Raw genomic sequence first — 12827 nt, forward strand, 5'->3', positions numbered from 1 at the left:
ATATCAGAAGAGGATCAAAGATCCCGGACTTCTTCAAGAAGTCCGGGATCTGATTATTTATTAACCTTTAACACACAAAACTTGTTTGAGTGTAGCCACAATTTCTACTAAGTCTGCTTGATTTTCCATGACTTGTTCAATGGGTTTATAAGCACCAGGAATTTCATCTAAAACTCCCGTATCTTTACGACATTCAACTCCTGCGGTTTGGGCTATTAAATCATCAAGAGTATAGACATTTTTGGCTTTAGTTCTGGACATTAAGCGCCCAGCCCCGTGGCTACAGGAGCAAAAACTTTGAGCATTTCCCTTACCTTTAATAATAAAAGATTTTGCTCCCATTGAACCAGGAATAATTCCATAATCTTCAGTAGTTGCACGCACAGCACCTTTACGAGTTACATACACTTCTTCGCCAAAATGTACTTCTTTTTCGGCGTAGTTGTGATGACAATTTACTTCTAATAAAGGTTTAAATGGTTTCCCTCCTGAAAGATGTTTTTCGATGATCTTTTTAAATCTAGCCATCATCACATCACGGTTAAAATGTGCGTAATTTTGCGCCCATTGTAAATCGCGCCAATAGGCTTGAAATTCGGGTGTTCCTGTGATGAAATAAGCTAAATCAGGATCTGGTAATTTTTCTCCTGCCATTTTTGCTAATTGTTTAGCAGTGTCAATATGACATTGGGCTAATTTATTGCCAATGTTTCTTGAACCTGAATGTAACATTAGCCAAACTTGGTTTTCTGTGTCGAGACAAATCTCTATAAAATGATTCCCCCCACCAAGAGAACCCATTTGTTTCATCGCTTTTTCTTCTATGTCTTGTACACCGCGATGTAAGTCTTTAAATGAGCGCCATTTTTGCCAATTGGTAACTGCTTTTTCTACATCTTTATTTTCATTAAATCCTGTAGGAATTGCAGTTTCAATATCGAGGCGAATTTTCTTTAGTTTCCCCTCTAATTGTTCACCTGTAAATGGTGTTTTAATAGCACACATTCCACAATTATGAACAAATACACCTGCCTTGAGAGCAAAGTTATGATATTCTGGTACTGTTAGACAGTACACATCTTCTGTGTAATTTAAAGGAATTACTTCTACTACTTTGTGGTTATATGTATATTCTGGACTATTATCTGATTCTTGAAAATTGCAATGATGAATTACTGTTCTTTGTCCATCAAATTTAGGAATTTTACCCAATAAACCAGAGCGTGCAATGATCCAGTGTGCTTTTTGCCATCTGCCAGCATAAGGTTGAGAAATTAGGGTATAACCATCTTGATCAACTTTTGAGTAAAATGGCATTAAAGAAGTATCTTTTTGCAAAAATTGTGCTTCTTGATAATTACCATCTCGCAACATAAATTGATGATCTGGAGTACAGATAATCTCTTCACCATTATCTAAGATTACTTTCACAAGCGCAGCATTTTTTCTTGTTAATCTGGCAGTAGCTTTTGCTGCTACAATTTTTCCTGTTGCTGTACAAGAATAAACTATAAATTCCTCATTTTGATCAGCTAAATCTTTAATTTGATATGATTTTCCATCAACTAAAGCAATCAAAGTTTCTCCTACAAAGCAACCAATATCTACTCCCACAGATGCCGGAATAATCGCGTCTTTAGTAGCAATAACTGAGCCAACTAATGCACCTTTTCCTAAGTGAACATCGGGCATTAATGCCACGTGTTTGAATACAAAGGGTAAGGAGGCAACGTTTTTGGCCATTTTAGTTTCTTCCGAGCCTAACGGATGATTTGCCCAGGATAAAACGGGGTGTTGTGTGCTAATCTCTAATTGTTCGTAAGGCATAATTTAAAGTTCACATTTAATCAGTTTGTCATTATTCATAAATACTATGATTCATTCTGTCTTTATGATATATTTACATGGTTTTCTACCATGAGCAATGTTTATATTACGAATATACTACATATTTTTGTCTTTGTCAAGATACTGTAAAAAAAGATCCCCGACTTTTTAGAGAAGTCGGGGATATCAAGATCATAGATTTTTCTTGGCTAATAATGCTGTTCCATAAGCTGCTTCTGTATGAATAGATGGTACTATATTAGTTCTTAAAAACCTTTTTCTTATATCTATCCAAGTATGATTATTAGCTCCTCCACCTGCTGTATAAACATAATTTAATTGATCCGCCCCCAATATTGCTAAAAGTTCATATCCCCTAGCTTCAATCTTTGCTATACCTGTTAATAACCCATATAAAAAATCTCGATTATTATCAGGACGTGGTGTTAATTTTGGTGCTAAAAAAGGATCATTAATTGGAAAGCGATCGCCCATTTTCAATAATGGATAATAATCTAAATCACAATCTTTTTCTATATCAATCTCAGCACTTAATTTTACCAACTCATCATCACTAAAAAAATGCCTTAATACAGCACCACCAGTATTAGAAGCTCCACCAGTCAACCATAAATCTCCTAAACGATGACTATAAATACCATAACGGGCATCTTCTACACGAGTACGACTTAATAACTTTAAAACCAAAGTTGAACCCAAAGAGGTTACACCTTGCCCTGGTAAATTTGCACCACTGGCTAAAAAAGCCGCAATACTATCTGTTGTGCCTGCACACACATAACAACTATGAGAAAAGCCAAATTCTGTGACTATCTGTGGTAATAATTCACCAATAGGAGTACCAGGTGTTAATACTTCTGGTAAATTCACTTGAATATCTAAGTTTTCTAACCATTGGGGATATTGGAAATTTTCCACATCGTAACCAAGTTTTAAAGCATTATGATAATCACTAACTCCTAACTTTCCATGTAAAAGAAACCCAAGCCAGTCCGCTTGATGTAGTAGATAGATAGAATATTTCTGAGAAAGATTAGAAAGATTAGATTTAATAAAAGAAGGTAAATCTTGCATCCATAATAATTTAGCCAAACTAGAGGTAGCACTTAAAACTGTATGATGGGGAGGTGCAATAACTCGCAACCTTTCTAAAACAGATATACCCCGATCATCATTATACAATAGCGGTGCATCTATGGGGTTTCCAGCCCCATCAGTTAGTAAAATGGTAGAAGAAGTCCCATTAATGGCGATCGCTTGTATATTACCCCTTAAATGCCCAGGAATTTGCCCTAATAAACACCACAAGCCCTCGCGCCAACAAGTAAACCAATTCTGAACATGATCGGACCAAGAATAGCGCACTGAAGCAAGAATTTCGGAATTATCATCAATAACTACACTTCTAGCACCAGAGGTTCCAAAATCAATACCAAGATATAAAGACATAAGGAGATCAAGGAGTCAGGAGATCAAGGAGTCAGTTGGGGGTTTAGCAGTGCTAAACGCCTACAGACTACAAAATATCCGAAAATCGAAAATTAATAACTAGCAACTTGGGTTAAGTAGATAAAGCAAAAGTGATCTAAAGATGATTAAAGAAGCAGAAGATTTTTTTAAGTTATTTGAATTTAAGTTGTTGCGTTTACTTTAGCAAACTTTAGCTATTAGCTGTGAAAATTTATTAACTTAAATTGACATAAATGTGTAGTGCTAAACTTCTCCTGACTCCTGGAACTCCTGACTCCTAACTACTCAACCCTACACTTAAATGTAAAGTTTTTGTTGCGTCTTGTAACAAGATATTCCCCAAACTTGCTAAAACAGTGAAAAGTAGGAAAATTAGTAAACGAAGTCTACAAAATCTGATCTCAACTTTAGGAGGATTTCCATTATGACTATCTCAGATACCCAAGTGTACATTGCTTTAGTAGTAGCTTTAATTCCTGGTATTCTCGCTTGGCGTTTAGCTACAGAACTATACAAGTAACCCCCATTTAACTCTATGATGAGTTAAACGCAGTTAAAAACCTAATTTCATTTCCTCCCCCTTCCTTACGTTGGGGGATTTTTCGTAAATTGGTGATTGGGTAAAATATAATTCTCCCAGCACCCAGCACCCTGCTACGGACATCAGGTAAAAATATTTACATATCACTACACTTGTATAAATTTCCCAAAAATGAATTAATATTGACGCTAAATTAAACAACAATTGGCAAGTTTTTTGCTCTTGTTTTTACTTTTCACAGTAATTACCATAAATCATCAAGTTTCTTTTAAGTATCATGAACGCGTCTCAACCATCTCTCGAATCGCTGCAACCAGAAAAACCAAATCGTAAAAGACCTAGAACAAAACGTAATCTTCGTAAACGGACTCATCAAATTTTGGCACTAGAAGTAACAGCTAAAATCGCCGTTAACCTCACTATTAGTATAGCATCTGTATCTGCATTGTGTAAATTATTACCTTATTACTGGGTACAACAAGATAAATTACGAGAAGTGCGTACAGAGGTAAAGGTAATGGAGGGAAGAGTGGAAAGTTTGCAACAGGAATTTAGTCGCAACTTTGATCCCAAACAAAGTAAAACTATCATGCAACAACAATTATATCGTTTTGATGCTAATCAGCGTCCTATTATCATAATTAATCAAGAGCCAAATGTTCCTGAAAAATTAGATTCAACACCATAAAGCACCATAAATGGTTATTAAAAGATCAAAATATGATCAAAAACTGGGTGGAAAAACTCATCAAAAATCCCCAAAATCAATTGTTGATCCAGTGTGAATTTAGGGTGGCTACTAATATATATGAAGATATGTAGTAATCATTAATCAATACAAGATTGTTGATAATTGATCTGTGGCTAATCTTCAAGTAGTCTCTAAATACAAGTGGTATACAACTTAATGATATAGGTTATCAAGTCTGCTATCTACTAATTATTAGTTATTAGTTTCAAATACTTATCAATTACTCATCAAAAAACAATAATTCATTTAACCAAATGTCCACATTAAAACGTAAACGATAACCAGAAGAATTGCGATTTGTAGATAGAGGTAATTTTTCTAAAGCACGACGATAATCAGCGATCGCACAATTCCAGTCACCCCATAAATGATAAGTACGTCCTCTTTCAGCCCAAATATTACCTTCTAACTGTCCAAATAGTAAAGCTACTTCTAAACTTTCAATAGCGTCTGAATATTTTTCCAAATCACGAAAAGTAATACCTTTATTAATCCATGCTCTCACATAACGAGGATTCAAATCTAAAGCCTGTTCATAGTCAGCTAAAGCATCATTTAACTGCCCACAAGCTGCATAATAATTAGCCCGATTATTGTAGGCACTAACCAATTTACAATTCAAATCTAAAGCCTTATTATAATCAGATAAAGCCTTAGAGTTATCACCACTTTGAAAATAGATTAGTCCACGATTATTATAATCAATTGCATTATCAGGATGATGAGCAATCAAATGACTTAATAAAGCGATCGCTGTAGCATAATTTCCTTCTTTGGCTAACTGTAAAGCATAAGACCGTAAATATCCCTCCTCCAGCATATATTGAGATTCCTTTGGAGATATGAAATGATTATTTAACAATTGACACAGATTATAATTATTACTATGATTAGCATTCTTAGCAAAAATACATGATTGATGATTTTCACAACCACAACCTAAAAAACAGCAATTATTCATACTTTACCCTCCCCAAATTACTGAAGTTATCCAAGTAACCACCTGTTTCTGCTAGTAGGAAAGCGATCGAGTAACTCTTGGTTATAAAGACTTTACACCACTAAAAACAGAAAATTAAAACTATTAATGTATACTTAATACTGATCATCAGTTCCAGAATCAGTAAAAATCTCAGGACTTACACAACTGGTATATTAGTAGGGTACATCAGACAGCATAAATGTTGATATCTGACGCACCCTACACCAGATTTTCCCTATGACACTTGCGTAAGTCTTAAATCTAAGGTAGGGAAGTGTAAATTTAGCTATTACTGGTCAGCAATCAGCAATAATTGATAACCTAAATTAGTAAATAACGTAATTCCAACACCAAGTACAGACTAGAAATGACAAAACCCTACCCAAACACAGACGATCTCAGCACAGAAGACTACATAGTTCTGGGTTTAGCCACCTGCTTTTATAAAGAAGATGGAGAAATACACGAAATTGAAGTGATCGAACCCATACCTTCAGCCGCTTTAGAAGCTATTTGTAAAGGTATCCCCACCTCCTACCGCTTTGCAGTAGCCACCACATTAGGAGCAGTATTTGATCAAAATCAGCTATTATTACCCCAGGAATTTCCTGAAACTGCACAATTTGGAGACGAATTTGTGTTAAGGTTATTTTCCGCTGCACGTACCTACAAGCGTCGTGAAACAGCCCAAAATCTTATCCCACTGGGTACAACGAAAACAGACTTAAATTATTCAACTGAACGTAAACGGGTATTAAACGCCTCCAGAGTTGTCACCAAAGAAGACAATATTAAACAACATTCCCACACTCACAAAGTTCTTTAATTTGAGGATTTAACATGATCAAACTTTATGGAGGCTCTCGTAGCCGTGCATCAATTGTACAATGGTATTTAGAAGAGATAAATACCCCCTATGAATTTGTATTATTAGATATGCAAGCTGGCGAACATCGTCAGCCAGAATATCTAAAAATTAATCCCATTGGTAAAGTACCTGCCATAGTTGATGGTGATTTTCAACTGTGGGAATCAGGAGCAATTTTACTATATTTGGCGGATAAATATAGTCAAAAATCCTATACAGCAGAAGAAAGAGCAACATTAAACCAGTGGGTTATATTTGCTAATGCTACATTAGGAACAGGGATTTTTGTAGAAGCAAATCGTGAAAAAGAAATGCCCAGATTATTAAATCCCTTGAATGAGATTTTTAGCAAACAAAGTTATCTATTAGGTGAAGAATTTACCATAGCTGATGTAGCAGTAGGATCTCTTCTGTTCTATATTCCTATCATGTTAAAAATAGAATTTACTGATTATCCAGCAATAGCTGAATATATCAGTCGTCTTTCTCAGCGTCCAGCATTTCAAAAAACTCTTGGTGGACGACGGTAATTGCTGATTGGTGATTAGTAAGTATGTAGGTTGGGTTGAACAAAGTGAAACCCAACTTTTACAAAGTTCTAGAATGTTCAATTTTGGGGTTAAATGTTGGGGTTAGTTCCTCAACCCAACCTACATCTGACAGCTAACGGTAATTAGTAAATTGCAAAGCCACAGGATAATCTTCCTGTTTTAATCTTTGAATTACCAATTGTAAATCATCTTTAGATTTAGCTGTTACTCGCACAACATCACCTTGAATTGAAGCCTGAATTTTTTTAAATTCATCTCTAATTAACTTGGAAATTTGTTTACCAATATCTTGACTAATACCTTTTTTAAGAGTTATTTCTTGACGTACACGATTACCACTAGCAGATTCTACTTTACCAAATTCAAAGATTTTTTGGGATAAATTACGTTTTGCTGCTTTTTCCCGCAAAATACCATGTACTGCATCTAAAGTAAATTCACTGTCAGTACCAATAGTAATATTATCTTCGCCTAATTCCACAGTAGTTTGAGTGTCTTTTAAATCATAACGACTTTTAACATCTCGTACTACTTGATCAACAGCATTGACTAATTCTTGTCTGTCAAAATCACTCACAATATCAAAAGAAAAATTAGAAGCCATAGAAAAAATTGTCAATAGATTTGCTAATTGTGATAGCAGTTATTACCTGCTGTAAACTCACAAATAATAGATGTGAATGGGTAAATTGTTAATTAAAAAGTTAATTCAAAATAACTTAGTCAACTCATTACCCATTACCCAAAAGGAACTTGTCATTCTCAATCATTATGGGAACAAAAAAAACGTAATTCACTAGTCAAAATAGAACAGTGTTACTACTTTTCTTTGTTCTTCCGCCTCCTGACAGGTTTGCAATAAAGTGCGACTGTCATGAAATGCAAAACAGATAAGTTGCTGACAACGGGACACTATTTCTTTATTACATAAGTGACTCGCTTCCCCAAGAGACAAATTATCATTACTAGGGTTTTCTACCAAGTGCATAACTTGTTCTAATTGTTGACGAGATTCTTGTGGTTGACGTTCTAAGCTTTGAGGTAAAATTACAGTCAGTAAATTGGCATCAGCCCTAGTTGCGCCCCGGATGGCCGCAGAGTTTGTACCTGTTGCACCGGATGTAATGATTCTATTACCTGCTAAAACTAAGGCATAGGTCATCATTTCAATTAGGTTTTGGTGCGTAATGGGTACATGACGTGAACCAAGCAATGCAATCCGCTTAGAACCTGTTTGTTGGATTGTTGCTAGTTCTTGGGCTAATGTATCCAGATCAAGAATGTTAGTTGATTGACTCAATGATGAAAATAATCAAATGTAACAACCTAGATATTTTATCAAATCCTGTGTAAATCGGAAGCTAACTAGAGTTACATTTTTGATTATTAGTAGTTATTTGATAAATGTTGTAATGTTTAACACTATTAAACTACTGATAATGAGTTTAAAACAAAGATTAATCAACCATCTCCGAGAAGTAGCAAGGGAACGCCATCCTTATCTATCTAGTGGTGGACATTTTTTTGTGCAAGAATATATTCGTCAACAATTCTCTCAATGGGAAATTTGCGGCGGACAGGTAGAAATACAAAATTTTGATTTTGGTAATATCAGTGGTAAAAATATTATTTTACATCTGGCTGGAGAAATACCTGATTTACCTCCTATTTTAATCGCTGCTCATTATGATGCTGTTCCTGGTACAGTAGGTGCAGATGACAATGCTACAGGGGTAGCGGTATTATTAGAATTAGCTCAAAGTTTTGCCCAAAAACCTATTCAATACCCTGTGCAATTCATAGCTTTTGATTTGGAAGAATATGGTTTATTTGGTAGTTTAGATTATGCTAAAAAGTTCAAACAACAACAACAAAAACTACGATTAATGATATCATTAGAAATGTTAGGATATTGCGATCGCCGTCCCCATTCTCAAAAATATCCACCATTTTTAAAATACTTTTATCCCCATCAAGGTAATTTTATTGCCTTTATTGGTAATTTTGTTACTCTTAAAGATTTGTTAAGTCTTAGTAAAAATATGCAAAAATCTGGTATTATTAGTCAGTGGCTACCTACTCCTATGCGGGGTTTTTTAGTTCCCCAAACTAGATTTAGCGATCATTCTCCTTTTTGGGATCAAGGTTATCCAGCTATAATGGTGACAGATACTGCTTTTATGCGTAATCCCCATTATCATCAGCCCAGTGATACTATTGATAGTTTAGATTTAGATTTTCTTACTGGGGTTTGCAGTGGTTTAGAATTGGGAATTAGAAATTTATAAATTTCTATTTATAAATGTTTATAAAGATTTAATTGCATGAACAAGATATGTAAAGTGATTATTTTAAGCGGTGATAGTTATAAAAAAGGGAGAAATATGAATTTCCCCCTTTTTGTGTTTATGATTATTTTGTTGATCATGATTGAGTTTTTCCGAGTTTTTCAGTTTTTGTCGAAGCATTTGGCGTTGTTTTTTGAGTTGGCGTTTTCTAGCAGCACCACCCCGGCCTTTATCATTTCTCCCTTCACGACGGGGAGTCTCCCAACGTTTTAGTCGCATAGTTTGAGGCTATAGAGTTGATAAATTGTAATTTCAGGGATCATAACATAATCAACTGTCAACTGTCAACTATCACTAGTTGGTGAGCTTGTCGAACCACACCCCACCAATGCGCCAGTTGCGTAACTTTTGATTCATAGTTACTAAAAATATAATCAAATATTTCTAACCCAAGTAGCAGAAACTAAAATATTTGATATTGCTACACCTTATATTCTAATTTTGGCTTGTAGTTTTTCTATATACCAGTTAAGTTTGTTAGTATATTCACTTAGTATATTTACTAAGGATTAAACTTATATACAATTATATACAAAAGGACTTTTACTGATGTTACTTGTCACTTTTTTTATACTAACTTTCCTGAATATAACTATGTAAAACTACCAATGTTTCCGCTAAATGACTTAACTTATCATCTAAACTCTGTTTTTTTGTCAATAGTTGCCGTAATCTATGATACCTAGCTATAGCAATACTCACACTAGGTACTTGTTCAACAGGGCAGGGACGCGACCAAACTTGACCTGATGTATCAACTCCACAAAGACGGTAATCTGTACGCAGGAAAGTTTTGTTACTTTTATCATTACCATTGGCACATATTTCTTCAACATAATCCATTAATTGTTCAACATCTGCATGACGAAATTTAGCTTTAGCAGGTGATTCTGGTTCTTGTATATTACATTCTAACCAACCGTTAATAATTGGTCCTTCTAAGTAAATATCCTGAATTTGTTGCACAATAGTTTGTAATTCTAATTGCCAACTAACCACTTTTTCATGAATTTCTACTAGTATATTGGTAGCAAAACCTGGATTAGCACTATGACGATGATTACTGAAACTAGGTATTTTAAACTTAGGTAAACTAGGTGTTTTCTCTGCTGTTTCCTCTGGGAGAGTTTCCGCAGGTTGTGGAGATTGTTGGCTATTATGGACTGTATCCTCTGGTAAATTAGGTCTAACACTAATGCGAAAAGAAAATGACGGCTTCGTGTCATGATCCTCTGTAGTGCGATTTACTAAATCATGCAATGTTGCTTCAATTCGTTTTAAACCTGCTTTCATAAGGTATCCTAAAATTGATCCCAAAAGTGCTAGTCAGGAGTCAGTAGGGGTTTAGCAAGAGCTTTATTGCTGTCAATTTAAGCTACAGATAGCTTATTTGTTTAGCAGCCACATCCAGATGGAAATCAACTTCCACAGCTAATAACCAAAGTTTACTAAAGTAAACTAATAAACAATTTAATCAACAATTTAAAAAGTACTTTGGTTATTAGTCATCTTGCTTATGAATTTTGCTATTATGCGAGTTAATTCATTCCCTGTAAATACGTTACATGGAACGTCTCTACTTATATTGTAAGTTAAGTTGAGACAAATGATCACTGTTAAACCCATATTAGGGGTCAGTAGGAGTTTAGCACCGCTAAACCCTTACCAGAAGTCAGAAGTTAGAATTATTTGGAATAATAATAATTAAATTCTTGAAAGCTGACGGCTGAACCGCTAGGTTTGCGTAGCGTTGGCTGACGGCTGACTACTGACAATTCCTTAATTATACTACGAAATGATGAATAAAGTTATTTTAGTGACTGGTGCGGCTCGTTCAGGTAAAAGTGAATGGGCAGAACATTTAGCGACGAATTTACAAAACAGTACACACAAGAGTATTATTTATGTAGCCACTGCTATGGCAAATCCAGATGATTCAGAATGGCAACAACGAATTGAAAAACATCAACAACGTCGTCCTGAAAACTGGTTAACTTTATCTGCACCCGTAGATTTAATATCTACCTTAGTTGATGCCGATCCTGATACCTGCCTGTTAATTGATTCTTTGGGAACTTGGGTAGCAAATCTTTTAGAACAGGAAGATATAATTTGGCAACAGACTATCACAAAATTGCTCAAAACGGTGCAATTAACCAAAGCTGATTTAATATTTGTTGCAGAAGAAACTGGTTGGGGTGTAGTACCAGCTTATCCTATAGGGCGTAAATTCCGCGATCGCTTAGGTAATTTAATTCGTCAAATCAGTGAAACTTGTCACACAGTTTACTTAGTTACAGGAGGTTATGCTCTCAACTTGACGATATTGGGAATACCATTACCTCCGGTGAAGTCTTAATTCTAACTTAATAATTGTACCGGAAAAAGTACTATTTTTAAATCTAAAATAGGTGTATGGCAAACAAACATGAAGTTAAAAAATACCTAGCTCACTGGTTTCAATTAGGTAAAAAAGTAGTTATTGAAAATGGCAAAGAAATTGTATCACCCAAAACAATCCTGAAAGGTGATAGATATAGTCCAGAATTTGAAGAATGCTGGCATAAGATTATGTCATCAAGAACCAGTGATTGCTATTTAGAAGATACCCAAGAAACCATCGCGGACTTACTTACGCCAGCTTGGGAAATGGTAGAATGTGGACGCTGTATGATGCCAGTGCCTATTAAGACTTTGGGACTACCAGCATTATTGTGTCCTTGTTATAGTTTATATACTTGGCCTAATCAAGAACTACCTCAACCACGATGTCCTGTGAATAGTCAAGAACAACTGTTGAAGATCCACAATCGTCTAGTAGAGACTCGTAAAGAATAGTTTACCAAATCAATCCAGTACATCAGGATTTAATAGCACCAAGGCGAATGTAAACCTGTTCCGAGGTACTTTCCTATTTAGTGAATACAGGAACAACTAAATATGACCAATATCTAAAAGTTATGTTTGGGTACAATATGTATCCTACCTTAGATGACCCGGTGTCACAATCGGTTTTTTCGGATTTTTGAATACATATAGTCTAAATCTTAGGTGGCGATAGGGAAGTGCTGCTGCAAGTAACGCACCACCTTAAATTAGGTAACAGCCAAATAGTAGGATGCGTTAGCAACTAGTAACGCACCATATTAAATTAAGTAACATCCAAATAGTAGGGTGCGTTAGCAACTAGTAACGCACCATATTAAATTAGGTAACAGCCAAATAGTAGGGTGCGTTAGCTGTCTTCGTAACGCACCACCTTAAATTAGGTAACAGCCAAATAGTAGGATGCGTTAGCAATTAGTAACGCACCATTGGTAAAAAATTTGTGTATAGCATAGCGATCGCCATACAATAGCGTAAAGCACCATTTTAAATCATTATCCCATAGATCCTTTAAGTAAGTGAACGGAAAAAAACCGACATAAGTAACGAAAAGTAAAATTGCTCAAAACCTGTTACCTGCAT

General features: G+C 35.2%; 13 protein-coding genes and 2 pseudogenes. 7 read left to right on the top strand and 8 right to left on the bottom strand.

Translation table 11 applies throughout. The features are described 5' to 3' along the window. Positions 1–60: 60 nt before the first annotated feature. From H6F32_RS21140 to H6F32_RS00935, 3 genes and pseudogenes are all read right to left on the bottom strand, one after another. Positions 61–1017: pseudogene (locus H6F32_RS21140) on the bottom strand (RtcB family protein); the annotation flags it as partial. Continuing rightward, positions 1018–1827 (bottom strand): annotated as a pseudogene (locus tag H6F32_RS21145) (RtcB family protein); the annotation flags it as partial. It abuts the pseudogene before it with no gap. 192 nt (positions 1828–2019) lie between these two features. Then, positions 2020–3297, bottom strand: a complete 1278-nt coding sequence (locus H6F32_RS00935; protein WP_190367453.1) for an FGGY-family carbohydrate kinase — start codon at positions 3295–3297, stop codon at positions 2020–2022. Between the two features lie 445 nt (positions 3298–3742). On the opposite strand from H6F32_RS00935, the gene psaM reads away from it, so the two are divergent. Both psaM and H6F32_RS00945 read left to right on the top strand, forming a co-directional pair. Continuing rightward, on the top strand, positions 3743–3838 hold the full coding sequence (gene psaM / locus H6F32_RS00940) for a photosystem I reaction center subunit XII (protein WP_096571955.1): 96 nt from the start codon (positions 3743–3745) through the stop codon (positions 3836–3838). Positions 3839–4136: 298 nt separating this feature from the next. Continuing rightward, positions 4137–4547 (top strand): hypothetical protein, encoded by a 411-nt coding sequence (locus H6F32_RS00945; RefSeq protein WP_190367454.1) that lies wholly within the window; start codon positions 4137–4139, stop codon positions 4545–4547. A gap of 283 nt (positions 4548–4830) precedes the next feature. Here H6F32_RS00945 and H6F32_RS00950 read toward each other — a convergent pair whose 3' ends face one another. Continuing rightward, a complete protein-coding gene (locus H6F32_RS00950) occupies positions 4831–5571 on the bottom strand; it encodes a tetratricopeptide repeat protein (RefSeq protein ID WP_190367455.1) in 741 nt (246 codons plus the stop codon). 388 nt (positions 5572–5959) lie between these two features. Here H6F32_RS00950 and H6F32_RS00955 point away from each other — a divergent pair, with 388 nt between their 5' ends. After that, complete coding sequence (locus H6F32_RS00955; protein ID WP_190367456.1) at positions 5960–6418, top strand: hypothetical protein; 459 nt, start codon at positions 5960–5962, stop codon at positions 6416–6418. Between the two features lie 14 nt (positions 6419–6432). Beyond that, positions 6433–6990, top strand: a complete 558-nt coding sequence (locus H6F32_RS00960; protein ID WP_190367457.1) for a glutathione S-transferase family protein — start codon at positions 6433–6435, stop codon at positions 6988–6990. Positions 6991–7123: 133 nt separating this feature from the next. Here H6F32_RS00960 and H6F32_RS00965 read toward each other — a convergent pair whose 3' ends face one another. Both H6F32_RS00965 and H6F32_RS00970 read right to left on the bottom strand, forming a co-directional pair. Then, on the bottom strand, positions 7124–7615 hold the full coding sequence (locus H6F32_RS00965) for a YajQ family cyclic di-GMP-binding protein (RefSeq protein ID WP_190367458.1): 492 nt from the start codon (positions 7613–7615) through the stop codon (positions 7124–7126). 192 nt (positions 7616–7807) lie between these two features. Beyond that, complete coding sequence (locus H6F32_RS00970) at positions 7808–8311, bottom strand: DNA recombination-mediator protein A (RefSeq protein WP_190367459.1); 504 nt, start codon at positions 8309–8311, stop codon at positions 7808–7810. Positions 8312–8450: 139 nt separating this feature from the next. Here H6F32_RS00970 and H6F32_RS00975 point away from each other — a divergent pair, with 139 nt between their 5' ends. Then, positions 8451–9299, top strand: coding sequence for a M28 family peptidase (locus H6F32_RS00975; protein WP_190367460.1), 849 nt, complete (start codon positions 8451–8453; stop codon positions 9297–9299). A 63-nt stretch (positions 9300–9362) separates the two neighbouring features. Here the strand turns inward: H6F32_RS00975 and H6F32_RS00980 are convergent, their stop codons facing one another. Together H6F32_RS00980 and H6F32_RS00985 are read right to left on the bottom strand one after the other, a co-directional pair. Beyond that, on the bottom strand, positions 9363–9578 hold the full coding sequence (locus tag H6F32_RS00980) for a hypothetical protein (RefSeq protein WP_190367461.1): 216 nt from the start codon (positions 9576–9578) through the stop codon (positions 9363–9365). Between the two features lie 354 nt (positions 9579–9932). Further along, positions 9933–10652: a hypothetical protein gene (locus tag H6F32_RS00985; RefSeq protein WP_190367462.1), complete on the bottom strand. Its 720-nt coding sequence runs from the start codon at positions 10650–10652 to the stop codon at positions 9933–9935. Between the two features lie 505 nt (positions 10653–11157). Here H6F32_RS00985 and cobU point away from each other — a divergent pair. Both cobU and H6F32_RS00995 read left to right on the top strand, forming a co-directional pair. Continuing rightward, positions 11158–11718, top strand: a complete 561-nt coding sequence (cobU, locus tag H6F32_RS00990; RefSeq protein WP_190367476.1) for a bifunctional adenosylcobinamide kinase/adenosylcobinamide-phosphate guanylyltransferase — start codon at positions 11158–11160, stop codon at positions 11716–11718. 56 nt (positions 11719–11774) lie between these two features. Then, the gene (locus tag H6F32_RS00995; protein WP_190367463.1) at positions 11775–12197 is read left to right on the top strand and encodes a hypothetical protein; all 423 of its coding nucleotides are present in this window, start codon (positions 11775–11777) and stop codon (positions 12195–12197) included. Positions 12198–12827: the final 630 nt, after the last annotated feature.

This window comes from Anabaena sp. FACHB-1237, from assembly GCF_014696225.1.
Classification (GTDB): Bacteria; Cyanobacteriota; Cyanobacteriia; order Cyanobacteriales; family Nostocaceae; genus FACHB-1237.